The sequence below is a fragment of the Terribacillus aidingensis genome (assembly GCF_040703035.1).
Classification (GTDB): Bacteria; Bacillota; Bacilli; order Bacillales; family Amphibacillaceae; genus Terribacillus.
In genome coordinates, this window is sequence record NZ_CP159996.1 from 2,112,044 (window position 1) to 2,138,493 (window position 26,450).

Below are 26,450 nucleotides of genomic sequence, written 5' to 3' on the forward strand. Positions count from 1 at the left end.
TCGAGAGCAACTTTATGGCAATACCGCAAATGAACGAACAGGAAATCCTGACGCTTTTCCTGCTTTCGGAACGATATTAAAGATGAACGCACCTTTTTCTGGCAGCTGATCCAAGTTCGTCAGCAGCTCCACTTGATAGGAATCCTGTTCCAGCACATAATATTCACCAAGCAACGCACCGTTTTTCTGAAAATCGACTGCAGCATCCGTATCAAATGTCTCATGTCCTACCGCTTTGATATTACGTTCTTCATACAGGAATTTCAGACTATCCAGTGACCAGCCAGGGGAATGACTGTTTCCCTGTTCATCTTTATTATCCATCTGTTGCTGGTTTGGCCAGCGTGTGCTCCAGTCCGTGCGTAAAGCAACAAACGTGTCTGGCTCAATCTTGCCATATTCTGACTCAAACGCGAGAATATCATCCACAGACAATGAATAGTCATGATCTGCAGCAGCTTCTTTGGATTTATCAATTACAACAAGCGGTAATACCAATTCTTTCAGATCGAGTTCTTCTAAATATCGTGTATCCCGCACAAAGTGGATCGGTGCATCCAGATGCGTACCGTATTGTCCCGGAAAAGTAAAGCTCTGGGCGAAGAAGCCATCATCATGGGAGAATAGTGTTTCGAACTTTGCAGAATTGAATGCCGAGAAATGCGGAGACTCAGGACCAAATGTATGCGTCAGATCTACCCACTTCTTTTCTCTTAATACTTCCAACGCTTTATTCAATTCGTTTGACATAAACTATCACCTCATATAAATAGTTTAAGAGAACACAAAAAACCTCTCCTAAATAAGAAGAGGTTTGCTACATTATGTAGTCCGATTCTTATCTAGTCTGGAATTAGCACAGTACATATAGTCTGTTGCTGAGGCTTCATTGGGCCAGTCCCTCCACCTCTCTTGATAAGAGAATATTCTGTTAACTAATACTATATAGTAAAACCACTTAACAGTTCAAGAAAATTAACTATAGCTAGTTATATATTTGGCGACTGCTAACATTGCTCGAGCCCACTATCCTCTTTGATGTTCATAACAATAGACCTTCCCGCTAAATCGATTGTGATTAGCCTTGCAGAAGGCCTCTACCTTTTTAGAGACTGCGACATTACAGATGTAACATTTGGCATTGGTAGACTGTACAGCAGATGTCTCTTTATGTTTCTTCTGTTTCAACGCTTCAATATGCTCTTTTCTAATATTAGGATCCTTTATGTTCTTTTCACTTAATATACTGTGCATACGTGAAATATCTTCATCAGATAATATAGGAGAATTGCTCTGCACTCTTAAAACATTCATTTTTCTGTTTATGTACTCCGATAATTCCGTATCATAAACGATGAGATCATTCGATTGAACTTTTCTCAGTTCTTCATTCACTTTAAACGTACATCTTCTAGTAAATGAGACAATGGAAACAATATTCGTTTCCTCTTCTAGTGATAGAATCGATTTTAGTGCTTGGACATGTCCATAATTTTGATGGAAAGGATTCATCATCGGAAACTTTCCATTCACACTCCACTTCTCTCTATTTCGATCACCATATATTGTTCCGGCGTAATTTTTTGTTTCAACTACAAATATTGCCCTAGAAGTAAAAATGACGTGATCAATTTGTGAATATCCTGATTTAGCACGAGAATTAGGGATTAATACGTCACTTAAATAACGGCTGTCCTTAGGAAGTTGATCAAGCTGTATATTGATTTTATACTCTCCAAGTTCGCCAATTCTGGTTGAATTTATTTTAGGTTTCTTTGCTTTTGGTTCAGTTTTAGGCTTTTCCAATTTTACATTTGATTTCTGTGACTTAGAACTTTTACCAAACAACTTTTGAAACAGTTTAATCAGCCTCTTTTCAATTACCACATTCAATCTGCAGTTATAAAAAATATAATTATTATTATAGGATAACCTTACCATAGTTTAAATGTAATAATATGTATTAAATTAGATAAATAAAAAAAGGAACACCTTATAATAAGGTTATTCCCTTTTTCACAATTCATGTTAACCCATATAAACGCTATCACACGTCCCAGCCTGCGGCTCATAAAAACAATGGTCTTTAAATTGACCCGCAAACGGCTGGCCATACCATGTTGGAGGACATGGTGCATATGGATTAAAGTACCAAAGTGCATACGCAGCAGGCTGTTGTCTCCAGGACTTCAAATTCCTTTCTGCCAATCTTCTTTCCTGTTCACGCGCTCGCTGGTAAAACACATTTCCTTTTTGAACAGCTTCAAATGAGAAATTCCCGCCTTGTACTTGGAAGATAACATCATTGATCGATCTTACATCTGCAAAATCCAAACAGTCAGCAACCGCACGATTTACAATGACATTCCCAACAAACAGCATTCCCAGCTGCCCTTCCCCTTCGGCTTCAGCACGCATCATTCTAGCCATCAAGTCGATATCAGAACTATTGTATTGTACTCTTGCCATGTTATCACCCCACATACAGCATATGAAAAAGACCCGCTTTCATGTCATTGTATTAGAGGAGGGCTTAGTCATATGTGTGGAAGATCCATTTTTTTAGATACAATCAATTATGTTCTGCTGCAAAAAAGGCTTCCAGCCACGTATCAGCCATCAGTCTATTACCGGCGTCCGTCATATGCACACCGTCTGTTGTCAAATCCGTTTGCGCTGTTTGCAAAAAGGCGGTATGAGTCGGGACGAGTGTCGCGCCATACTTTGCAGCCAACTCCCTTACAATTTCTACATAAGGAATCAACATTTGATTTCCTTTTGATTCGTTATTTTCCTCGATAATGGTCGGCTCCATAAGGTAGAGCTCCGCACCAGTATGTTTTGTTCCAGCCAGGATCTTATCGAAAACTTCTCTGAATTCACCCGGATAAACCTGTTCCATTTTAGGCTGATCCAGCTGTCTCCATACGTCATTGATTCCAATTGAAATAGAAATTAAGTCAGGCTTTAACGAGAGCACATCTTCCTCCCATCTAGCCGCCAAATCGGTAACTCGATTGCCTCCTACTCCTCTATTGACGATTTCAACCTCTTTTTTCTGCATCAGTTCATCCTGAATCATTTTTACATAACCATCGCCTATGTCTTGAGGATCCTCGAACCTTCCGCATTCGGTTATACTGTCTCCGATAAAAACCCATTTTTGACTCATCTAGAAACCTCCTTTTTAAATACCAGCGTGCTTACCTGTTTTTTATCCAGTCAGTCGGGCTGCATCCTTTACTTTTCTTAAAAATTTGACTGAAATATTGCGGGTTATTTCCATATCCTAATTGCTCTGCAAGTTCGAAAACTTTGATATCCTTCTGACTACCCATAATTTCTACTGCTTTATCAATTTTGCTTTTCATTACATAAGCAGAAAATTTCTCTCCTACTTCTTTTTTGAATAATTTCCCTAAGTAATCTGTGTTCATATATAAGACTTCATTGGCTATCCATTGCAAGGATAGATCAGGGTTTTCGATATTCTCTCTTATGCTGGCAATTATTTTATTTACGACGGCAGAATAGCTGGTAGATTTTTCTGCGTGGCTGCCAGTCATTTTTTCCTTATTCTCTTCCGCCAGTTCTTGGACGACTTCTTCTAAAGCTTCATGGATATCTTCTTCGCTAGATGGCTTCAGCAGGTAATGCTTCACACCAAATCGCATCGCTTTTTGCGCATATTCAAATTCGTTATAACCGGAAAGCAGTATCCATTTGATCAAAGGAGAGATTTTTCTCCCTTGTTCGATTAATCCCATTCCATCCAGACCAGGCATGGTGATATCGGTAATCACGATGTCTGGCGTCTGTTCTTTAATAAAGTCCAACGCTTCCAATCCATTTCTGGCGGTACCATGTAAGACAGTTCCCTGCTGTTCCCATTCTACAATAGAAGATATTCCTTCCAGAAGCATCGGCTCATCATCTACCAGCAGAACTTTGAACACTATCACTTCCTCCTTCATAAGGAATCTTCAGCAAGATTTTCGTTCCCGCGTTTGGCTCACTCAACACTTGAATTCCGTATAGCGGACCAAACAAGATTTTTAATCGATTATCTATATTTCTGATGCCCAAGCCCGTGCCTTTTGGCCGGTAATGCCCGCTTACTAGTTTATTAATGAGTTCCTTTTCCATTCCAGGTCCGTCATCTGTTACAGAAATAAACGTATTTTCCCCTTCCTCTACTGCTTCAATTGTTATCGTACAAACACCAATAATCTCCTGCAAGCCATATCTTATTGCATTTTCAACCAAAGGCTGAAGACTGAATTTAGGTACCTTGCAAGAGAGAAGATAGTCAGGTATATCGGTGTGAAAACGCAGACGTTCCTGAAAACGATACGATTGAATCGTGATATAGTGATTCACAATTTCCAGTTCATCAGCAAGCGGAATGAGAGCTTCTTTGGTTTCCAATGACGATCGTAAAATAAAGCCAAGTGACGTTGCCATACGTGACGTCTCCTGATGTTTACCTAGTCTTGCCGACCAATTGATCGATTCCAATGTGTTATATAAAAAATGAGGATTAATTTGTGCTTGGAGTGTTTTGAATTCAGCGTCTTTGATCACGAGCTGCTTCTTATAATTTTCTTCAATCAATGAATGGATCTGGTTCATCATTTTATTGAAGTTTTCATGCATCTGACCTGCTTCATCCTTTGAGAACCTTACGTGACTTTCCACCTTAAAGTCCTCGACCTCCCCTTTTTGCACTCTTTTCATCTTTCTATTCAATGCCTCGATCGGATTGGTAATTCCTTTAATGAAGCGAATGCCAAGAAACAGAAGTATCACAAATAACAGAAGATAGATCGTTAATACTGTGCTTTTCACCAACTTTACTGCCTGGAATAATTGATTGTAGGGAGAGGCTATCATATACGTCCAGTTTGTATAAGCAGCTGAAGAATACGTCACAAAATATCTATCAGCATCATAATTCACTACCTGATATCCATCGCTTCCTTGCACATTGGCCATTAAAAACGTTTCCTTCTTCGTCGTTTCCTGCGGGAAGATAACTTCCCCATCTGAATCGGAGATCAGCAGCTGCATCTCTTTTTCAACCAGACTTCTTTCAAAAGAAGAGACAATATCCTGCATATCAAATCGCACAACGATCATGCCCAGTCTCTCGAACGAAAGGTCTGGATAAGCATTTACTTCCCGTGCCACGACAAATGATTTGTCGTTTTTATCAGGCGCAAACCATTCAGCTCCTCCATCTTTTTGATTCGTCCCTTGTTTATATTGAAGCAGCCGCTCATTCCCGATTGTGATGACACGGTTTCCTGCACTATAGCCTCGGTCTGTCGTATCGTACAGCTGAATGGAATCTATCGAATCTTCGAAGGCACCTAACTCAACGAGCCTCTTTTTAATCGTGACTCCGATTAGATATGCCTCATAATCATCGTCCGTTTCTTTTAGATTGTAGAGATAAGACTGCAGGTAAGGATCAGTAGCTAATCTATATGAAAACCCTTTCATTTTTTCGATCTCGTTTTCGATCAAAGCAGACGATACCTTCAATGACTGCGCAGACTGACGATGGATCTCATCATTGTATGCAACGAGGGCATATTGCAGGAGGACCAATCCACCTATGCTAAAAGAAATAAGAATGAGAGAGAGTAAGCAAACTAGTTTATATTTCATTTTCAGATTGGAAAATAAGCTTTTGAGTTTTTTCATGCTGCCACTCCCTCTCAAATATCCAAGCTAAGAATTCACTATTAACAATGTAATTTCTCTACACTTGAAATGATATCCTCTATATTTTCGAGTAACTTCACATCATATCTTCTAATCTATAAAACCGTTTTGCATTATGGAAATAAACATTTTCCTTCTCACCAGCAGATAATTGACTTGTCACTGTATCCTCAAACAGCTGGACAACCTCTGAGTAAGAAGCAGATTTTAAGCATACTGGCCAATCGCTGCCGAATAAGATCCGATTTGGACCGAAGACCTCTAAAACGAGCTCTGCATAAGGAGAAATACTTTCAGTTGTCCAGCTGGAACCGACTTTTTCCGGAACAAGACCAGACACCTTACACATGATATTAGGGTATTCCGCAATTTTCCGCATATGACTGGCCCACGGCTCCATTTGTCCGGTATCGATAAGAGGTTTTGCTATATGGTCTATAACACAGTGTATATGAGGCAGCTTTTTTAGCAGCTCAATAATTGCAGGTAAATGTCTTGGGTTTGCCTGTAAATCAATCGGAAAACCCTCGTCGGCTAACTTTCTAAGGTTATGGATCACCGTATTTTGTAACAGCCACTCTGAAGGCAAATCTTGAATCATTGGCCGTATTCCTACAAAGTAAGGATCTTTTTTATAGGCAGCGAAAGTATCTACAGCATGGGCATCATTCAATTCAACCCAGCCTACAACTCCGATTACTTCTTTTCTTGTATTAGCTATATCCAACAGAAACTCATTTTCTTCTATTGTGGGTGAAGCTTGCACAGCTATCGTTTTGTTTATGTTTTGTTCATGTAGAATTAGCCCTAAATCTTCAGGTAAATAAGAGCGGCTCCTGCTGCCTGGTCCGTAATCAACTTCAGCATGCGTTTTATGCCAGAAATGTTGGTGAGCATCTATGATCATATATCTGCTCTCCTTTCATTAGTGACCTCGAAATGCCAGACAAACACCATGACTTAGCTCATGGTGTTTGTCGCAAATCAGATATCTTATCCAATCAATAAGGACTCTGCTCCATCTATAAATATTTCCGTTCCTGTAATATGACTAGATTCATCAGAAGCTAAAAACTTCACCAAATCCGCTACTTCCTCAGGCTTACCAGATCGTTTATCCAATGGTTTGCTTCCTTCCGGAAATTCAACCGGCACTTTGATTTCATCCAAATCAGGAGATCGTTTTATCGACTCACTGAAATTTGTTTCTATTCCGCCGGGGCAGATGACATTTACACGGATATGGTATTTTGCCAGCTCCAATGCGGCCATTTTAGCGAATGCTGCTTGTGCTGCTTTAGAGGTGGAGTAAGCTGAGAATCCGGCTTGAGAAAAGACTCTGTTTCCACTGACGGAGCTTGTAATGATGATGCTCCCGCCTTGCTGCTTCATGTAAGGAATAGCTGCTTTCACGAGGAAGAATGTACCGTTCAAATTGATGCTGAGAACCTGGCTCCAGTTGTCCACACTCATCGACTCAATCGATGATGTCTCACCAACTATTCCGGCATTGGCGAATACTGCATCGATCCTTCCCCACTGCTCCATCATTGTTTTAGCAGCTGCCTCAACTTGATTGTAGTCGGACATATTACAGGGGATGGTAATTACCTCGAATTTCTTTTCTTCCATCTCCGATTTAACTTCTCGCAATTTTGCTTCATTCACATCCAGCAGGCAAACCCGGAAACCGGCATCGGCAAGCTTCAGCGCAGCTGCCTTTCCGATTCCAGAGGCTCCGCCAGAAATGATGGCCGTCTTCTCCACCAACATATCCTCCATTCAAGCAAACCGTTTTTATAGATCTATCAATTCTTTTATGTTCACTGCATTTCCTGATTTTAAGGAATGATTACCTGCAATGCCGGTCATAATGGACATTGCTCCGTCTATGTGAGAAGCTGCACGGTTGAATGGGTCTGGGTTTGGATTACCGAATAAATCTTCCAGCAGCAGCGTATCTCCTCCGCCGTGTCCTCCGATTCCACTATCCACCTGTACCTCATATGGAACATCGAACATAGGACTGACAACGATTGATAATTGCTCCAGCTGTCCTTCCTCTGCCTTGCTCCCTCCCGAATTCACATAGGACTTCTCTATAATGCGCGCATCGATCCTCCCTTTTGTTCCATTAAAGGAGACGATAAAACCTTCCCACGGCAAGTAGGCATTCAAACTGTATGTCAGGATTGCTTTACTTTTATAGTTCACCAGCACAGCCAAAGTATCCTCGATACTTATTCCATCTCCAAATACGCTTTGATCCCTTTGATAGCCATCTTCTTTCTCCGCATCAAGGTACATCGCTTTCAGATGTTCATTGTTTTCCAAGTCAAGAGCGAATGGATCGTTTTTTGCTTGTTCACTTTGATAAGCTCGCTGATAGAACTTTGTTTCTCCTCTTTGTTCGGCATTTTCCCTTCCGTAGAAAAGCAGATCGCCAGAAGCATACACACGCTCAGGCGTTGTATCCAGCCAGAAGTTCACCAAGTCAAAGTGGTGAGTAGACTTGTGAACGAGCAGGCCGCCGCTATTTCGTTTGTCGCGATGCCATCGACGGAAATAATCGGCACCATGCGTCGTATCGAGTGCCCATTCAAAATGTACCGAATTTACTTTCCCTATGACACCAGAGCTTAGCAATTCCTTTATTTTTGTATTATGCGGGGCATATCGGTAGTTGAATGTCACCCGGACTTCTCTTCCTGTCCGTTCTATAGCATCCAAGATCTCCTGACACTTATTTTCATCCGTCGTCATTGGTTTCTCGGTAATAACATCGCAACCAAGCTCCAATGCCTTGAGGATATACGTGTGATGCGTTCGATCGATAGTCGTGACAATGACAATATCGGGCTTTTCCTGCTGAATCATCTTTTCAAAATCTGCCGCAGGATACGACGGTATTGCAGCATGCTGATACCTTTCTTCCAGCAGCTTGTTTGCGTAAGCCGTCCTTGTTTCGTTTATGTCACAAAAAGCAGCTAGTTCACATGTATCTTTAAAATCCCTTGCCATAGCTCCATAATAAAATTCCGCCCGGCCGCCTGTTCCCACGAGCACATACCTTTTCATAGCATAACCTCCCATTGTTGTGATCTCAGTTCGCTGGGACAGAGTTGATGTCCCTGGCCAGGAGTTTGGATGATCTCTTTTCTGTCCTCTCAAATGCCTTAGCAGCTGGCATCATCACGATCAATGCAAGAATACTGAAGCTGAAAAATAACGCCAGACCCTGGAAATACCATAAAATTGAACCTACTCCAATCGTTCCGATCAACATGACAAACGTTTGACTTGGGTTCAGCATCATGATGAAGAAAGAACGCTTCACGATTTGAAACGGCTTCATATCATAATGCACAAGCATCGGAAATGCATATAAACTTGCAGAAAAAGCAATAGATGTGACAATGAGGTACGGAATCGTGAAGTACAAAGCAGCGTTCGCAGCAGAAGTGATGAAGAGGAAGTCCAGATAGAGGATATATCCTAACAGCACAAAGATATATCCCAGCTTATTGCTGTTCATGAACTCCCTTTTATACGTTTGTAAAAAAGTCCGAAAAATAGGAAAGTCCGTTTTTCCTTGCAGCCATTGGTGCATCACATGCAGCAGGGCAGTGGTAGCGGGGAAAACTCCGAAGACCACAAGCCCCGGCAGCAAGAAAACGAGCCATAGAATATTTGCATACGCCATTCTTGTAATCCATTCAAGACCTTTATTTATAGCAACCATAAAAGCTCCTCCTCTCTATCCTTTTAGACCTGTCGTACTGATCCCTTCCACAACATAGCGCTGGAAGATGAAGAAGATAACAAACACTGGTACGAGTGTGACAATCGACATGGCGAACATCGCTCCCCAGTTGGATACCGTTTCATTGCTCAAGAACATATTCAGCGCCATCGAGACTGTATATTTTTCTGGACTATTCAAATAGAGAACTGGCCCAAGCAAGTTATCCCAAGTCCAATAGAAAGTGAAAATTGCAGTTGTTGCTAAAGCAGGAACGATAAGCGGCAATATTACTTTATAAAAGATCTGGAATGTATTTGCCCCATCGATTGTCGCTGCCTCATCCAGTTCCCTCGGTATCGTTCGGATGAATTGGACGAGCAAGAAAATGAAGAATGGATGTCCAAAGAATGCTGGTACAACTAATGGTTTCAATGAATTCAGCCAGCCAAGCTCAGAGAAAATGATGTACTGTGGAATCATGACGACTTCATACGGCAGCATCAATGTAACGAGCATGATCATGAACCAAAACCCTCGTCCGACGAACTTAAGTCTGGCAAAGCCATATGCAATCAGTGAACAAGAAATCAAATGACCAAGCAGCATCCAGATAACAAAAACAAGCGTATTTTTTATGAACGTACCAAACCCGTATCCTCCAAATCCTTCCCACCCTTGCGCGTAATTCAGTAACGTAAAGGGATTCGGAATAAGTGATCCAGCTGTAATAAAAATATCGCCACTCTCTTTGAAAGAGCTGACAAACAGCCAAATGACCGGGTAAAGCAATAGGATGGCAAAGCCTCCAACAAGAATGTGATAGAGATAATAACGAGGTCGTTTTTTAGTCATTCTACTTCCCCTCCGACTCGTAATGCACCCAATACTTGGACGTCAAGAAGATGATTCCTGTCAAAATGGCTACAATAAGCAGCATGACCCAAGCCATCGCCGACGCATAGCCCATATTGAAGTACTCAAATCCTTGCTTGAACAAGTACAGAGAATAAAGAAGTGTACCATCCAATGGACCACCAGTCCCTTTGGAAATGATGAAGGCAGGAACAAAGGTCATAAAAGCAGAGATTGTCTGCATGATGATGTTGAACAGCAAAACAGGACTAAGCATAGGCAATGTGATACGGAAGAATTTCTGGAAGAAGTTTGCCCCATCCACACTGGCTGCTTCATAAAAGCTTGCCGGAATGGATTTCAAACCAGCCAGGAAGATCAGCATCGATGACCCAAACTGCCAGATGGAAAGAAAAATCAGCATCCACAATGCCGCTGTTGGTTCACCAAACCAACGAATCGAATCAATCCCCATACTCTTAAGAGCTAAATTCACGATTCCATCATCACCAAAGATATTGCGCCACATGATTGCGACTGCAACACTTCCGCCGATAAGGGAAGGCAAATAATAGAGCGTCCGGTACCAGCCGACAGCTCGTGATCCGACATTCAACAGCATGGCCACCAGTAAGGCAAAAGCAAGCCGCAATGGGACGCCAGCGAATACGTAAATGATGGTGACTTTCAATGAATTGATATAGCGAGGGTCTTCTGTGAACATTTTTATATAGTTCTCAAAGCCGATCCATTTTGGGGCATCAAATAAACCGTACTCTGTAAATGAAAAATATAAGGAAGCTAGCATGGGTACGATCGTAAAGGCTAAAAAGCCGATGATGAACGGTCCAATGAAAAGATATCCCCACAGATTGCTTCTTAGACGTGAGCTCAATGACTTTACTCCTCTCCTTTTGCAGGTGTAATCAAAACGACAGCTGCTCAGCTGCCGTCTTGACTATCTTTTCTCCTATTGTCCAAGCATGCCTTCTGCTTGCGTTCTGAAGCTTTCAGCAGCTTCTTCAGGAGCAAGCTGACCATAACTGATTTGTTCTGCTAACGTTTCTAGTAATTCAATGACCTCTCCGGCACCAGCTGGATCTGGAGCTCCCATTGGAGAACTGTTTGTTTCAGCCCATTCCACATATTCAAAGACTTGCTTCTGTGCTTCAGAAACTTCATCTTTCAATGCATCTTTTACTTCAGAAGACCCTGGCACACCACGGTCACCGAGAATCAATTTATTCGCTTCTACATCGTTCATAAAGAAATCCAAGAAGTCAGCAGCAGCTTCTTTCTGCTCGGAGTTTTGTGACACAGAGAAGAACATACCAGGCTTCAAATAAAGACCATCAGAGGTTCCAGGGCCGGGCATTGGCGCGATCTCCAGTGGCTTCTCTGCCACCTGCTTCAATCCTACAAACTGGTTGGACCATTGGAAGATTCCTATTGCTTCTCCCTTAACTACTGGGTCATCTTCTATCCCTGTAATCTGCGCAAGAGTATCCGGCGTCGGAGTAGCTCCTTTTTCCACTTGCTCTGCGATCATGCTCCAGTAATCCACGAATAATTTATCGTCCTCATAACCTAAGCCGCTGCCATCCTCTGCATACAGACGAGCGCCTTGACTGCGAAGGTAGTAATCGAAGAATACATCAGGTCTTAGATGTGTATCGAAATATACTCCTTGTGCAACAGCCTTGTCAGACATGCTCTTATAATCTTCCCACGTCCAGTCTTCCGGAATTTCACTTCCAAGACCCAGTTCTTCCAATAGCTCAGGATTGTAATGGAATCCAACCGCGTTTACTCCCGTGTTCATTCCATAGATACCGTCATCTATTTTTCCGCCATTCACATAATCCTCCGTCATATTACTCGTGTCGATTTGATCACCTAAAAACGGAGTCAAATCGGCTAATTTATTACCTTGCGCATATTGTGCAAGGTAGGAAACGTCCATTTGAACGATATCCGGCAATTCATTCGCTGCCGCTTGAGGAGAAAGCTTCTGCCAATAATCATCCCAGCTCGCATACTCCGCATCGATCTGCACATTAGGATTTTGTTCCTCATACATCTCAATAACCTTCGTCGTATAATCATTTCGCGGCTGATCTCCCCACCACGCAATCCGCAGCTTCACCTTCCCGTCATCCGAACCAGAGCTGCTTTCTTCATTGCTGCAAGCAGCAAGCAATAAAACCAAAATCATTCCAAAAACCAACAGAAGCGATTTTCTTTTCATATCCAATCCCCCCAGGCTTAATGTAAGCGATTACATTAATGATTTTACCAAAAGGATGGGAATAGAGGATATATAGAAAACAGGGGTAAATGTTTAAAAAAACGTGTAAAACACTTTCTCAGAATCGATAATATCGTATTCTTTTTTTCCATCAGTATAAAAAGGGAATTCTGCAACGGAACTTCTTAGATGTTATTTTAGATATTGTCACTTTACATCACACTTCTTTAATACAAAAAAACTCCGAGCTAATTAGAAGCCTCGAAGTATTTTGCCTATCGTGCATGTTCATTTCTCACCCGTGGTTTAGTCAGCTTTTGAAAACGATAGTATAGAAATGCTGCGGCGATAATGCCAATAAATGCCACAACACAATCGAACATAAATATATGTGCCATATCTCCGTTCTTAGCAATTAATCCAGTTGCTACAGGTAAAACAACGCTTGCTACACTAGAAGCAGTGGAAACAAACCCTGTAACAATCCCCTTTCTCTTCCAGAAAAACTGCGTCATCATTGAAATAGCGAGCTGTAAGATTCCAGCTGTTGAGAATCCTAGGAAAAAGCAAGTTATACTTAAAACAAGTGGAATGTGGACGCTAAGAATAACAATGACAGCAATCAAAGTAATCATTGGATAAAGTAGGATCACCGTAACAGGTTTTAGAATTTTTTTCAACAGAATAGTTAATAAGAGAACTGAAATTAGTGAACCGATACTATAATAGCTCAGCAACTGAACCGAATTGGAAGCAGACATCCCAGCAACTTCTTCTCCGTAACTAGGTAACCAAATTTGTGAAACTGTCAATAATGCGGTTGATGTAAAACCTATAACAATAAGCGCAAGCCCTTCTTTCCAAAATTCAGGTTCAGTTAAGAACTGACTTACTTGAGAATCATCTTCCTCCCTTGCTTGTCCGGATTGAGACTTCGGAATAGCAAAAAATAAAAAAATCATATTCACAATGTAAATAATTGCTGGTATGAAAAAGGAAAACCCATAAAATATATTATTTTCGGATAGAAGCAGGATGATAAATGGCAGAAATGTAGCACCCAGCGATACAAACCCTTTTATCATGACACTTGCTGAGCTAGCGGATTTCGGAAACATCTCAGTGAGAGCTGGATATGTACCAGCATCCATAGCAGAGTTTGAAATACCTGCAAATAAAGCTAAGACAATCGCTATCTCATAATTAGGTGAAAATGGAATTCCCACCAAAAAGATGACCATTGCAACTGCGGAAACAATAATTAAAGGTTTCCTACCGAACTTATCCGACAATGCCCCTGCAATGCTGTAAGTTATCAATCTTCCTATACCTATCGCAGCGATCAAATAACTGACACCTGTAGCATCTGTATCCAATTGATTTGTTAAAGAAGACATATTTGAAGCTAGGATAATATTTACCATACCTAATAAAAAGTAATTAATATACATCCCAAACGCCGATATAAAGTACTGATACTTCATTAGTTTCCCCCTACAATGTAAAACATCCTGCAATTGTTCTCCCCATAGAAAAATACAGTGTAAAAAAGTAAAAGCTATTTTATACTCCTTAAAATAGAATCCTCAAAAAAACTAAGAAAAACATGGAGTAATCTCCTGTTTTTCTTAGTTCCGATCCTTCATTCATTAATTAGATGCGAACTATAGCATTCACACTATAAAACGATAAAGCAATCCTATTTAGAGGTTTTATCTTCACATTTACATGTACTTAAAGGTACTTTTTATTCAAACATAATTTTTTTAATTTCATCTTTAGGCATTTCTTCACCAGTAAATAGTTTGAATCCTAATGCACCTTGTCCTAGCATCATACCCAAACCATTGATGATAGTTGCACCAGCTTCTTCTGCTTGAGCTAATAATTTAGATTTCGCTGGATTATAAACAACGTCTGTCACAATTAAGTCTTTACGTAATACGTCTAAATTATCATCCAATATACTTAAGTGATCTAAAGGTTTCATCCCTAAACTTGTACCATTTGCCAGTATTGCACTTTCTGCTACTTCCCGGCGAAAGGCATCTTTATCCTCTAGTGGAAATATATTTGCTTTTACATTATAATCCTTCATGTCATTGTTGATTTTCTCAGCATTCAATTCAGCTTGGTGGAAATACTGATCATTGCGTGCAAAGATACTAATCTCTGAAATCCCTGCAAGTGCCAATTCAACTGCAATTGGTGTTGCCGCACCACCTGACCCTACTAGTGTTACCTTTTTCCCTTGTAAATCGACTCCGTGTTCTTTAAGGTTGTTTACATAACCTTTTCCATCAGTGTTATAACCAATTAATTTTCCATCTCTATTGACGACCGTATTGACAGCTCCAATATACTTAGCACTCTCATCTAATTCATCTAGATATTTAATAACTTCCATTTTATTTGGCATCGATACATTGAAACCAGCCACATCAAGAGCTTTCATCCCTTCTACAGCTTTTTCCAACGTTTCATTGCCCACTTCAAATGCAAGATATGCGTAATTTAAACCTTTTAATGTATATCCTAAATTATGCATTCTCGGTGATAAACTGTGTCCGATTGGTGTAGCAAGTAATCCAACTAATTTTGTTTTTCCATCAATTTTTTCTAAGTTTTTTTCCAAGTTTTCCATATTAAAATCTCCCTTATAAATTATCTATAAAAAGTTTCATTTATATTGAATAACCTTACTTCACAATCAAATAAGTAAGAATAACCATACAACTTACTGGGTTTAACTAATTACTTCTAAAACATTTCTTAACTGGTCAACAGGAATTTGACCTGGCGCAGATGCTTCTATACCAGCACCAAATGTACAAGCTGAACCAAATACTGAACCAGCTAATCGACTAACAAGGCCTGTACCAGACATGGACATAGTAATGAACGGTCGATCCGCATACATTGTTTTCATTGCATTAGTCGCTTCTAATAAAATTAGAACATCCTCTGCACTTTGGGGCATAACAGCGATTTTCGGTATATCAGCACCAAACTCTTGCATTTTGCGAAGACGATAGATTATCTCTTCTTTAGGTGGAGTCTTATGAAAATCATGATTACACATGATGACATAAACACCATTTTCCTTCGCTAACTTCACTGTTGCTTTTACTTCGGATTCTGCAAAAAACAATTCAACATCAACAAGATCTATTTGCTTCGTTTGAATAGCTGTGTGCAGCAATTCAAAATAATAACGATCTGAAATTTCTTTATTGCCACCTTCTTTAAAACTTCTAAAAGTGAAAAGAAGAAGTGTATCTGGCAAAGCCTGTCTAAGTTTTGTAATCATATTTGAAACAGCCTCTAAGCTTTCAACAAGCTCATAGCAATCTACTCGCCACTCAACAATATCCGGCTTCGATAATTTTACTGTTTCAACTTCTTGAAGTATTTGTTCTTCTTTAGTCGCTACTAGTGGAACAATAATTTTTGGAGTACCTTCTCCAATTGTGGTGTTTTTAATTGTTACTGTATTCACTAAGTGATCCTCCTACTAAAATCTTTATTTCTAGATATTTTTAATCCTATTAAATCTAGAACGTTTGCTATTTAATGACTCAACTTTTCCTTGTTAATAGATTAAATCGATACATCACTACCAGTGCAGCCAAAATCTCTACTACAGCAATGGCCACCTCAAGCCAGATAATCGCAGTGATGCTAGTCGTATTTGCCATCATACCTGTTAAAGCCGGTAAAGAAATAACTGCGATACTTCCCGATGTTGATATGATCCCCGTCATCGTGCCTTTCTTCTGCCAGAATAATTGAGTGATCACCGTAATGGCTAACTGTAGTACTCCAGAGATAGATAAACCGACAAAGAAAGAACTGATGATTGCTACACTCAATGAATTTACTGACAATAGAACTATCAAAGAAATAACTGTAATAATCGGGTATACAACCATAATTGTCACAGGACGAATCTTTTTCAGTGCAATAGCTAGCAAGATAACCGATACAAATGCTCCTGTACTATAATAGCTAAGCATTGTGACGGATTGGGTATCAGTCATACCTAATACTTCTTGTCCTAAAGTAGGCAGCCACAATGGCGCGATCATGATCAGTCCTAAAGAGGTAAAACCGAAGATGATAAGAGCAAGACCTTCCACCCAAAATTTCGGCTGAGATAGAAATGCGTTTTCCTCAGACTGTTTCACGCTTCCTTTAACAGATTCTTCATTTTTATGGTTCGGAAATCGTGCAATAAGGATTAAGATCAACGCAACTATTGTTACAATTGCAGGAATATAGAATGAAAATTTATAGCTTATATTATTGGTAGCTAAAAAAGTAATAAGTATTGGAAGAAGGATTGCCCCAACAGAATTAGATGCTTTTGCTAAAACATTAGCTGTGCCTGCAGATTTTGGAAAAGACTCAGTAAGCGCTGGATACGTACCTGAATCCATCGCTGAGTTTGCAATTCCCATCAAGACGGCTAAAACAAAGGCTATTTGATAATTAGGTGCCATAGGAAATCCGATTAAGAATATAGCCATTAAGATACTTGAAAAAGCAACTAACGGTTTTCTGCCTAATTTGTCTGATAGATATCCGTTTAAAGCGTAAGTAAGAAGCTTCCCAATCCCGAAAGCAGATAAAAGAAGACTAATTCCTGAAGTACTTGTATTTAATTGTTCTGTTAAACTGCTCATATTTGATGCAAATATTATATTAACCATGCCTAAAATGAAAAAGTTAAGATACATTCCGCCAGCAGCTGTTATATATGGACTTTTCATAAAAAATCCTCCATCCCCTCTATAAAAAAATAAACATTAAATTAGTATATTTGTACGCCCCTTCAACCTTTTCATCTATCACTTCCTCTCAATAAACACTGATTAATTAATTCCTTGGATGTGTGTCATCAGTAACCACTTCATATATATTGGGCTTTAACTTTAAGATTTTAATTAGTTCTCCATACAATCATGCGGTTACATAACGCAGATTGGTATATCGTTCTACTAAATGTGTAAGGTACTTCACACATTTGGACTTTGCATTAGATTGGAACTATCGTCACAGTGACAATTACAACCGTATCTATACCACATCGTTTAATTTAGTATATCGTTCTACTAATAGTGCAAGTTACCTCACATATTTGACCTTCGTATTAGATTGGAACTATCGTCACAGTGACCCGCCACAACTGTATATATACCGCATCTTTTATTTGGTATATCGTTCTACTATATGCGTAAAATAACTCAACTCACTCATTGGCTTCTCAATATATGGAGATCATAGTGACAACTACAGCAGGGTCTATACCGCATTTTAATTTAGTATATCGTTCTACCAAAAGGCAAAGTAACTCAAGCATTGGCTCCTCAATATATGGAGATTATAGTGACAACTACAGCAGGGCCATTTTAATTTGGTATATCGTTCTACTAATTGTGCAATGTAATTCACACATTTGGCCTTCGCATTAGATTGGGGACATAGTGACAACTCTTGCAGTCATAGTAATATGTTCAAAATCTTCCATGTTGAATATCCTTTAACATATGCTGCAACAAGTTATTTCTTTTATAACACTTTTTTAAGTTATTACTTAAAAAAGTGCATATTGGCATTGAAATTATAAGGTGCCGTATTTACGTATACCTCATCATATTGAAAAGTACATTAAAACTTTTTTACCCTATCTATTCCACTTATTTTTCTATTAATCTGCGCAGAAAATAAACTAAAATAAGTGCGCCTCAGCCATTATACTGCTACACTAATATTGTGTCAAACCTATGACTTCACTTTATTACAATTGTGATTTTTTTCACAATGCACTTGACAGGTATCAATAACATAAATATTGTTTTCAGACTTTCGTTAAATTATAAATATAGAGGACATAACTCATACATAGAAAGAATAAAAGTTACTGCAAAAAATCTTAACCTATCCTGCGATGAAATGGCCCGTTATTGTAGGTTATATGAAAAAAAGGTACTATAAAGAGAGAAACATTATTGGAGAAATCCTGCGTCTTATCAAAAGGAAAAATAATATGAAATGCATGATTTGCGACAATTAGTTTTCTTTTAAGAAATTAAAATTCTATTCAAGATGGTGATTCAACAATGAAACATCCTAAAAAGAAGCGAGTCACATTACAAGAGGTCGCAAAGCATGCTGGAGTATCAACTGCCACCGCCTCCCTTGTTGTTCGTAACAATCCCAGAATATCTGATAAAACGCGAAAAATAGTGATGAATTCAATGAAAGAATTAGGATATGTATACGACAGAGTCGCTGCAAATCTAAGGTCACAAAGCTCTAATACAGTGGGTGTGATTATCACCGATATCTCAAATAAGTTCATTTCTGAATTTTTGGTAGGTGTACACGAAACACTAGAAGAAGTTGGATATACGGTGTTATTGGGAACGTCTTTTGATTCTCTTGCCAAGCAAGACCATCTCCTTTCTACCATGTTGGAACATAGAGTCGGTGGTTTAATTCTCGATCCTGTCTCAGGGAGTAATGCAGAAACAGTTAATCGGTTAAACCAGATGAACACACCAATGGTTCTTGCTGTCAGAGAATTACCGGAAGTTAAAAGTGACTATGTTGGCATAAACTATAGGAAAGGGTCCCTGATGGCTACTAATCACTTAATAGATAAGGGACATAAAAGGATCGCGTTTTTAGGAGGCGTTCGAACATCCTCGACCTGGATCGAACGTATGGACGGATATCAGTATGCTCATGATAACGCCGGATTGATTATAGACAATGACTTAGTTGTAGACAGTCCTCCTACCCGAGAAGGCGGGTTAGAGGCTGTATTACAAGTTCTTCGTAATCCTGATCCTCCAACAGCTATTTTTTGTTTCAATGATTTAGTTGCCTTCGGAGTAATGCAAGGGTTAAGAAAGGAAGGTTTTAACCCCGGGCAGGACATAGATATTGTAGGATTTGATAATATTCCTGAATCAGATGTCTATCATCCCCCATTAACTACGGTCTCATCATTTCCTAGGCTTACGGGTGTAGAAGCCGCAAAGCTTTTACACCAGCAGATGTCCAATGATAGCCACGAGCAGCAGCGGGTGATTCTAGAGCCAGAGTTGATTGTTCGAGAATCTGCGTAATGTGATTCATAGTAAGATGACTGGCTATCTCTTGGGACATGCTACTCTGCACCTTCTTTTAGTTTTGAACTGATTTTAGCCATTCAGCAATGTTACTAAAAGGACTTGATTCAAAATAACGTTATTACGTAAATAAGGCGCTAGAATCCTTTCTATTAGGAATTCTAGCGCCTTTTATATTCTGTTACTTATACTAAAAACAGAATATCACCACTTTTATTCTTACGCAAAGATACATATAGGAGAGTATATACGCTCGGTTGTTTAACTAATCTGGTACAAGGATCCTTCAACAATAGAAAAAGCGCTAAAACCTTTATCTTCCAGGTTTTTAGCGCTTTTCTCTTTAGCGTCCCAAGAGGGATTCGAACCCCCGACCCACAGCTTAGAAGGCTGTTGCTCTATCCAGCTGAGCTATTGGGACATGGAGCGGGTGAAGGGAATCGAACCCTCGACATCAGCTTGGAAGGCTGAGGTTTTACCACTAAACTACACCCGCGTGTTTCTTTTATGTATGCTGTCCTCTCTTAAGGACAAGATTTATTCTACATGATATTCAATGTATAGTCAACAGTTTTTTTGAAATTAAGAAATTGCTCCGGTTTCCCGGAGCAATACTCCTTAATAATACGGGCGGATCATTAGGTAAACGATGACGCCTGTAAGGCTGACATAAAGCCATAATGGCATTGTCCAGCGGGCAATCTTTCGGTGCCTTGGCACGTCCATATTCCAAGCACGTGTAATCGATGCAAGGGCCAGTGGTACAATGACTGCTGCCAGCACGATGTGCGTGATCAGGATAAAGAAATATATCGGACGTACGATACCTTCGCCTCCGAAACTTGTATCTCCTGATAGATAGTGATAAGCCACATAAGATATCAGGAATAGTGTTGTTGTGACAAAAGCTGAATAGATGAAACGCTTATGCCAGATAATATTCTTCTTCATGATGAAGATCAGTGCCAACAGCAGGAAGATGAACGTAAAGCTGTTGAAGATAGCGTTCAGCATTGGCAGGATGTGTACGTCGAACAGGTCAAAGCCTTCGACAGGCGGTAAGCCGCTCAGTACGACAACCAGTCCATCAATGATGATGGTCAGCCAAATAACTAGCGGACGATAATTGCGTTTTTTATGATTTGGTTTGTAACCGAAATCGGCTTCATTCATACTAAATCACCTCAATTCATTCAAACACTAGTATAACGTATGTGTGAGGTGATTCGGCAATAAAAACGTTACAAATTTTTGTCCGGACTTAATTGAAGGTGACGGATTTCTCCAGTTCCGGTACTTCTTCACCACCCAATGTATAGTATCGAATCGTTGCAATTCCATCTTCGTAGGACAAAATGCAATAAGTCGGATATGGCGACTGCTTCGGCAATCGGATGCTGCCTGGATTGATATAAAGCCTGCCGTCGATTACGTCCGCTCTCGCCACATGTGAATGACCGTAGCAAACAATTTTCGCATCTTTCTCAGCTGCCAGCTTTTCCAAAAGACGTAGACTCGATTTCACTCCATAAAGATGACCATGCGTAATAAGAATCGGCAGTTCAGATGCTGTCAACTCCTCCACTTCTGGATAAGCACTGTCATAATCACAGTTTCCAGCGACTCGATAATAGCCTTCCATCTCTGGGGCATCGAAAGGCAATTCAGAATCACCACAGTGAATATATGCTGCAACTTCATCCTCATGTCGCCGCTTCAGCTTGCTTACTTCTGCTGTCAATCCATGGCTATCGCTCGTTATCAGTATCTTCATCCTATCTCCTCACTTCGCTTGGTCATTCAGCCATTTTTCCAAGTGAACCATCGCCTGTTTCCGGTGGCTAATCTGATTCTTCTCTTCCGGCTTTAGCTCGGCCATCGTTTTATCATAGCCTTCTGGCTGAAAGACGGGATCGTAGCCAAAGCCATGTTCGCCGCTTGGTTCTTCCGTGATCGTACCTTCCACATGGCCTCTCGCATAGAATGTTTCCTCACCCGGCTGTGCAAGTGCCAATACACAAACGAATCGAGCCGTACGCTTCCCTTTCGGTACATCTTTCAGCTCTTCCAGGACTTTATCCATATTTGCTTGATCACTTTTTTCTTCGCCGGCATAACGAGCTGAGTAGACGCCCGGGCGACCTTCGAGTGCATCAATTTCCAGACCAGAATCATCTGCAAGTACAGGAACTTGCAAGTGGCCTGCCATTGTTTCTGCCTTCAGCGCTGCATTTTCTTCGAATGTCGTGCCTGTTTCTTCGATATCATCGAATTGCTCTGATAATTCATCAAGTCCGTAAGCTGTAATATCGTATTCTCCTAAAAAGGCTTTGAATTCCTTCAGTTTTCCTGCGTTTTTTGTTGCGATGATGATTTTATCCATTGTAATCACTCCATTCAAATCTTATGTATGTCTAATACCCTAGATAGTACCTAAATATTAATATGTATGTAAAAAGGCGAGCTTCTATTAAAGTATAGCTCGCCTTTCAACGTTTTTCAAAGATCAGCTAAAACGGGACTCAACAAAATGCATATTCATATTTGCCGCCACTCTTGCACCGTCAGCTGCTGCCAGCAAAAGAGAAGAAGGTGCTTGATTTACATATTCACCAGCGGCATAGATATGCGGCACGCTTGTTTGTCCGAATTCGTTCACCATCAGTCTGCCTTGTTCATCAAATGAGCACCCCAAACCGGCAGCCAGTCTGTCTTTTCGGACGAATTCCGGGACAACAAAGCCACCTGTCCTTTTCATTCGATTATCGTTTTCAAAGACAACTTCTTTTAGGATCCCATTCTCTCCAATAAGATCCACTATCTTTGCCTCCTCGATTATTACACCATGCTTTTCGAACAAAGAAAAAGTATTTTGATCAAGTTCATATCCATTCGATGCAATGACAAGATCCCCTGTCCAGTTCAGCAGCAATTTCCCCATATGGCGAATACCAGACTCTGTTTCAGCAAACAGAATCAGCGGCTCATCTTTTCGTTCATACCCGTCGCAATATGGGCAGGAGAAAATGCTCTTACCATAAAATGAAGCAATGGAAGGGATTGCCGGGAAAGACTCTTTAATACCAGTCGCCAGTAAAGCCTTTTTTATTAAGTAAGGGCTGTCATGTGTTTCTATCACAAAACTAGCTGCGTCCTCTTGCTTGATTCGAGTCACTTCAGCTGAAACAAATGTGACATTCGGATATTTTGCCAGATCACGTCTGGCTTCTTCCCTGAATTGAGCTGGTGTGATACCATCTCTCGTTAAGAATCCATGAGATTCTTGAGTCACCTGGTTACGGTTGGTATCATTATCAAAAATAATCACATTCTTTCTGGCTCTCACAAGTTGAAGCGCTGCACTCATCCCTGCTGCACCGCCGCCAACTATACCGCAATCCCATTTTTCCATTGTCCACACTCCTTCGCAGATTTAAAAGACTTATAATATCTATGATTGTATGAAAGAAAAAACAGCTTTTATTTGCTGCTTTTACCCTCTAGCAATGACGCTATAGTTGTCTGACGAAGCTCCTGCTCCATCTGCTCCTCTGCTTTTTCCATTACTCGCTTCACGACACAAGCAGGCTCATCATGCAAGCTGCATTCAAAGATCGAGGCTTTCCCTTCTATCGCTTGGATAATATCAAAAAAGGAGAGTTGCTGCCATCCGTTTCTGAGCTTATATCCACCATTTGCTCCCGAAGAAGATGTAATAAGGCCTTCTTTCACCAGCTTGGTGAGTATCTTAGACAAATAAGTCGGTGAAACCTGCTGATGATCGGCAAGCTGCTGTACTCCGATCGGCTGCTGACTCGCTCCTTCTTTGGCTAAATAGAGCATCGTATGCAGAGCGTAATTCGTCGCTTTGGTGAATTTCATTTGCCGCACTCCAATCATAGACTTTACGTATCTATGATAACCACTTAGACTTTACCTGTCAAACGATAACTGCTTATCGATTTCCCGATCACGATGAGATGATTAACAACCAAATCGATAATGTTTGCAACCAACAATTGATACGAAATCCCCCTGCAGGATGGTACTATTACCCCAGCCTGCTTCTTAGTTGCTCCACTTCTTCTGATGGAACATCTTTTGTTCCCTCTTGGATAATCCGGTCATTAAAATATGTATCCCCCCAACTGATATCAACAGAAAGCATCCTTTTCCCTGCAATAAAAAAGCCCGGTCATTTGACCGGGCTTTCTCATTTTACAATTTTTCTGCTGGCACGTACTGTTCTCTTGAGACTGGCTCAGCATATGCTTCACCGTGCTCGTTGAACACTTCTTCCACACCTTCTACTTTCACGGAAACAGCTTCGACCTCTTCAAGCTCTGTCAAGCTCATGACAAGTGTTTCCATAAGCTGATCTGTGATCGCGGCTTCATCCACGTTGCTCAACACTTCTGTGTTGAATTCCAGGTTTAGCACGCCATCTTTCAGTGTTGGCTCTGAAGCTAGTGCAGAGCCTGTGTTGAAGACGTTCGACAAATTGCTGTCCATGGCTGGTCCATCAATCAATGCATTCACGATCTCTTCATAGCTGTTTTCTGCATTGCTGTTCATTCGCTCAGTGACCGGCACTTCATAAGGTGTGCCATCTACTGCTTCTGCCGGGAAGTAGAGCGTGACAGATTGGCTGTTCACCGTAGTGATGCCATTATCCATCAAGTTGATGCCATCCGCACGAGAATAGCTTTTCCCGATAGGTGTTCCATCAACCGGCATTTTTGCCAGGTCTTGTCCTTCTACGCGGATAGCTACATTTTTCACATTCTCAAACTGTGTCAATGTGTACGTGATGGATTCAAGAATCTTCTTCTCACTGGCTGCTTCGTATTCGTTGAATTCCTTTGAGAAGTCAACGATCAGTGTGCCGTCTTTCTGTGCATCAATTCCATTGATGGTTGTTCCTGCTGGCAATACTGCTTGGAAGCCGTTAGGAAGCATGTCCGTCACTGGACCATCCTTCACGAGGTATTCCAATGTTTCTTTGGCTACTTCATTTGTCTGCGGCAGTTCAAATGTCATCGGTACGACCATTCCATTGGCATCCATCAGAAACAGCTGACGTTTTGCAGTAGCGGATTCGCCTTCTTTAGCACCCTCTTCAGGCTTTTCTTCCTCACCCTCTGCTGGTGCTTCTCCTTCAGCCGGTGTTTCTCCTTCGGCTGGTGCTTCTGCTGCGCCAGGCTCAAGCGCATTTTTCTCCAGCTCGTCCACATAAGTTGTATCCTGCGGCACGTCCACTTCATCCACAGCCTGTTCTCCTTTCAAGGAGCATCCGGCCAATAAAATGGAAAGGCCTATTACGCTAGTGAAAAGACCTGCAATCTTTTTGTTCATACGCACTTCTTCCCCCTTGATGGTTTGTACTATCATGTATACGAGCCATCAAAGGTTTTAGACCATCTTTATTTAAATAGACTGTTTGCTGCCGAGCTGGATCCTTCCGACTTCATTAACTGGGCGCTGCAGCCACATATTTGCTATCTTCATGAAAAGATGCGTATCTCCTGATGCATAGAATTGATGATTAACAGGACGATCTCCTTCATACAGCTTCCGTTTGAAGCCTAAAATTGCACTTACTTCACGAGCTGTCTCGTCGCCAGAGCTGATTACTTCCACCGATTCACCGACCACTTCTTCAATCACTGGTTTGATGATCGGATAATGCGTGCATCCTAGAATGAGTGTGTCCATCTCTTTCCAATCCTTTAATGGAGTTAATGCGTCTTGGACGACCTGTCGAGCCAATGGGCCGGACACAACACCTTTTTCCACCATCGGAACGAATGTTGGACAAGCGAGCCCTTCGATTTCTAGATCACTATTGATATTTTTAAGTGCCTTACGGTACGCATGGCTGCGAATCGTTCCTTCTGTTCCGAGTACACCGATATGATTTGTTTTAGTCGTCTTGATAGCTGCGCGTGCGCCTGGCTCAATAACACCGACAACCGGTATATCAAGCTTCTGCTTCAGCTCTTCCAATGTAAAAGCAGTCGCTGTATTGCAGGCGATGACGAGCATCTTGATGTTCTTTTCCAGGAGGAAATTCACCATGTCCCATGTAAATTCCACCACTTCTTCTTCCGGTCTAGGACCGTAAGGACAGCGCAGTGTATCCCCGACATAGATGAGGTTTTCCTTCGGCAGCTGACGCATCAGCTCCCTTGCAACGGTCAAGCCGCCTACTCCTGAATCAATGACACCAATCGGATAATCCACGTTTATCTCCTCTTTTTCTTCTCTGTTTTAGCCTCTAGCTGTTCGTAATCATTCATTTTACCGTGTAACTTATGTAAGAGCAACTGCAGCTGGTCTGCCTCTTCCAAAGAAAAAGTTTCCAGCAGCTCTTGCAGATATGCTTGACGCTTTTTGATCACTTCCGAGATGATCAGTTCTCCCTTTTCCAGGATATGCACTCGTACGATGCGCCGGTCCTTTTCATCACGCACGCGTTTCACAAGCTCATTCTTCTCGAGCCTGTCTACGATATCAGTCGTCGTACTGATTGCAAGCCTGATTGTCTGGGAAAGGTCGCCAGTCGTCATATCTCCTTTGTCCGCCAGCCATTGCAGCGCGACGAACTGCGGTGCCGTAATCGGATACTGCAGGAGGATCTCACGTCCTTTTTGCTTGATGATTGCGGCAATATGTCGCAGCTCTTTTTCGATCGCTGCAATTCTTTCAGCTGTCAGTGTGTCGTGCACCATTCATT

The 26,450-nt window shown here is 40.9% G+C and carries 26 protein-coding genes, 2 tRNA genes and 1 riboswitch; of the genes, 1 reads left to right on the plus strand and 27 read right to left on the minus strand.

The genetic code is table 11. The annotated features are described in order from the left end of the window. Positions 1-12 precede the first annotated feature (12 nt). The 17 genes from ABXS78_RS11200 to ABXS78_RS11280 all read right to left on the minus strand — a co-directional run bounded on the left by ABXS78_RS11200 (position 13) and on the right by ABXS78_RS11280 (position 17,347). Entirely contained in the window at positions 13-750 is a 738-nt protein-coding gene (locus tag ABXS78_RS11200; RefSeq protein ID WP_366247296.1) for a cyclase family protein, read from the minus strand. Between the two features lie 85 nt (positions 751-835). Then, positions 836-922: riboswitch (SAM riboswitch) on the minus strand. Positions 923-1,026: 104 nt separating this feature from the next. Next, positions 1,027-1,887, minus strand: a complete 861-nt coding sequence (locus tag ABXS78_RS11205; RefSeq protein ID WP_366247297.1) for a nuclease-related domain-containing protein — start codon at positions 1,885-1,887, stop codon at positions 1,027-1,029. Positions 1,888-2,028: 141 nt separating this feature from the next. Next, positions 2,029-2,469 (minus strand): cell wall hydrolase, encoded by a 441-nt coding sequence (locus ABXS78_RS11210; protein ID WP_095222339.1) that lies wholly within the window; start codon positions 2,467-2,469, stop codon positions 2,029-2,031. A 103-nt stretch (positions 2,470-2,572) separates the two neighbouring features. After that, positions 2,573-3,172: an SGNH/GDSL hydrolase family protein gene (locus tag ABXS78_RS11215; protein WP_366247298.1), complete on the minus strand. Its 600-nt coding sequence runs from the start codon at positions 3,170-3,172 to the stop codon at positions 2,573-2,575. Positions 3,173-3,203: 31 nt separating this feature from the next. After that, on the minus strand, positions 3,204-3,956 hold the full coding sequence (locus ABXS78_RS11220; RefSeq protein ID WP_366247299.1) for a response regulator: 753 nt from the start codon (positions 3,954-3,956) through the stop codon (positions 3,204-3,206). Then, positions 3,931-5,709 (minus strand): sensor histidine kinase, encoded by a 1,779-nt coding sequence (locus ABXS78_RS11225; RefSeq protein WP_366247300.1) that lies wholly within the window; start codon positions 5,707-5,709, stop codon positions 3,931-3,933. Before ABXS78_RS11225 ends, ABXS78_RS11220 begins: the two co-directional genes overlap by 26 nt. Before the next feature lie 97 nt (positions 5,710-5,806). Then, positions 5,807-6,637 carry an amidohydrolase family protein gene (locus ABXS78_RS11230; protein WP_366247301.1) on the minus strand — a complete coding sequence of 277 codons (831 nt, stop codon included), beginning with the start codon at positions 6,635-6,637 and terminating at the stop codon, positions 5,807-5,809. Positions 6,638-6,723: 86 nt separating this feature from the next. After that, on the minus strand, positions 6,724-7,503 hold the full coding sequence (locus tag ABXS78_RS11235) for an SDR family NAD(P)-dependent oxidoreductase (RefSeq protein WP_366247302.1): 780 nt from the start codon (positions 7,501-7,503) through the stop codon (positions 6,724-6,726). A gap of 24 nt (positions 7,504-7,527) precedes the next feature. Beyond that, positions 7,528-8,808, minus strand: a complete 1,281-nt coding sequence (locus ABXS78_RS11240) for a Gfo/Idh/MocA family oxidoreductase (protein WP_366247303.1) — start codon at positions 8,806-8,808, stop codon at positions 7,528-7,530. 25 nt (positions 8,809-8,833) lie between these two features. Beyond that, the gene (locus ABXS78_RS11245; RefSeq protein ID WP_366247304.1) at positions 8,834-9,472 is read right to left on the minus strand and encodes a YesL family protein; all 639 of its coding nucleotides are present in this window, start codon (positions 9,470-9,472) and stop codon (positions 8,834-8,836) included. 15 nt (positions 9,473-9,487) lie between these two features. Then, the gene (locus tag ABXS78_RS11250; RefSeq protein WP_366247305.1) at positions 9,488-10,327 is read right to left on the minus strand and encodes a carbohydrate ABC transporter permease; all 840 of its coding nucleotides are present in this window, start codon (positions 10,325-10,327) and stop codon (positions 9,488-9,490) included. A 1-nt stretch (position 10,328) separates the two neighbouring features. Continuing rightward, positions 10,329-11,222 carry a sugar ABC transporter permease gene (locus ABXS78_RS11255; protein ID WP_366247306.1) on the minus strand — a complete coding sequence of 298 codons (894 nt, stop codon included), beginning with the start codon at positions 11,220-11,222 and terminating at the stop codon, positions 10,329-10,331. A 75-nt stretch (positions 11,223-11,297) separates the two neighbouring features. Continuing rightward, positions 11,298-12,575 carry an ABC transporter substrate-binding protein gene (locus ABXS78_RS11260; RefSeq protein ID WP_366247307.1) on the minus strand — a complete coding sequence of 426 codons (1,278 nt, stop codon included), beginning with the start codon at positions 12,573-12,575 and terminating at the stop codon, positions 11,298-11,300. Positions 12,576-12,850: 275 nt separating this feature from the next. Further along, on the minus strand, positions 12,851-14,059 hold the full coding sequence (locus ABXS78_RS11265; protein WP_366247308.1) for an MFS transporter: 1,209 nt from the start codon (positions 14,057-14,059) through the stop codon (positions 12,851-12,853). 263 nt (positions 14,060-14,322) lie between these two features. Beyond that, positions 14,323-15,219 (minus strand): quinate/shikimate dehydrogenase, encoded by an 897-nt coding sequence (locus tag ABXS78_RS11270; protein ID WP_366247309.1) that lies wholly within the window; start codon positions 15,217-15,219, stop codon positions 14,323-14,325. A gap of 102 nt (positions 15,220-15,321) precedes the next feature. Next, complete coding sequence (gene aroD, locus ABXS78_RS11275) at positions 15,322-16,074, minus strand: type I 3-dehydroquinate dehydratase (RefSeq protein ID WP_366247310.1); 753 nt, start codon at positions 16,072-16,074, stop codon at positions 15,322-15,324. Positions 16,075-16,153: 79 nt separating this feature from the next. After that, on the minus strand, positions 16,154-17,347 hold the full coding sequence (locus ABXS78_RS11280; protein WP_366247311.1) for an MFS transporter: 1,194 nt from the start codon (positions 17,345-17,347) through the stop codon (positions 16,154-16,156). Between the two features lie 1,350 nt (positions 17,348-18,697). Between ABXS78_RS11280 and ABXS78_RS11285 the strand changes: the two genes are divergently transcribed. Continuing rightward, complete coding sequence (locus ABXS78_RS11285) at positions 18,698-19,711, plus strand: LacI family DNA-binding transcriptional regulator (protein WP_366247312.1); 1,014 nt, start codon at positions 18,698-18,700, stop codon at positions 19,709-19,711. Positions 19,712-20,061: 350 nt separating this feature from the next. On the opposite strand, the gene ABXS78_RS11290 is transcribed toward ABXS78_RS11285, so the two are convergent. From ABXS78_RS11290 to ABXS78_RS11335, 10 genes are all read right to left on the minus strand, one after another. Further along, positions 20,062-20,135 (minus strand) — tRNA-Arg (locus ABXS78_RS11290). Position 20,136: 1 nt separating this feature from the next. Then, positions 20,137-20,210, minus strand: a tRNA-Gly gene (locus tag ABXS78_RS11295). Positions 20,211-20,332: 122 nt separating this feature from the next. After that, positions 20,333-20,887, minus strand: coding sequence for a DUF420 domain-containing protein (locus ABXS78_RS11300; protein ID WP_366247313.1), 555 nt, complete (start codon positions 20,885-20,887; stop codon positions 20,333-20,335). A gap of 88 nt (positions 20,888-20,975) precedes the next feature. Next, the gene (locus tag ABXS78_RS11305) at positions 20,976-21,488 is read right to left on the minus strand and encodes a metallophosphoesterase (RefSeq protein ID WP_366247314.1); all 513 of its coding nucleotides are present in this window, start codon (positions 21,486-21,488) and stop codon (positions 20,976-20,978) included. Between the two features lie 9 nt (positions 21,489-21,497). Beyond that, complete coding sequence (locus tag ABXS78_RS11310; RefSeq protein ID WP_366247315.1) at positions 21,498-22,097, minus strand: XTP/dITP diphosphatase; 600 nt, start codon at positions 22,095-22,097, stop codon at positions 21,498-21,500. Between the two features lie 123 nt (positions 22,098-22,220). After that, complete coding sequence (locus tag ABXS78_RS11315; protein ID WP_366247316.1) at positions 22,221-23,126, minus strand: NAD(P)/FAD-dependent oxidoreductase; 906 nt, start codon at positions 23,124-23,126, stop codon at positions 22,221-22,223. Positions 23,127-23,194: 68 nt separating this feature from the next. Next, a complete protein-coding gene (locus ABXS78_RS11320) occupies positions 23,195-23,596 on the minus strand; it encodes an Rrf2 family transcriptional regulator (RefSeq protein WP_366247317.1) in 402 nt (133 codons plus the stop codon). 336 nt (positions 23,597-23,932) lie between these two features. Next, entirely contained in the window at positions 23,933-25,069 is a 1,137-nt protein-coding gene (locus ABXS78_RS11325) for a GerMN domain-containing protein (RefSeq protein ID WP_366247318.1), read from the minus strand. A 72-nt stretch (positions 25,070-25,141) separates the two neighbouring features. Then, positions 25,142-25,957, minus strand: a complete 816-nt coding sequence (gene racE, locus ABXS78_RS11330) for a glutamate racemase (protein ID WP_366247319.1) — start codon at positions 25,955-25,957, stop codon at positions 25,142-25,144. Positions 25,958-25,959: 2 nt separating this feature from the next. Next, positions 25,960-26,445: a MarR family transcriptional regulator gene (locus tag ABXS78_RS11335; protein WP_366247320.1), complete on the minus strand. Its 486-nt coding sequence runs from the start codon at positions 26,443-26,445 to the stop codon at positions 25,960-25,962. Between the last annotated feature and the right edge of the window lie 5 nt (positions 26,446-26,450).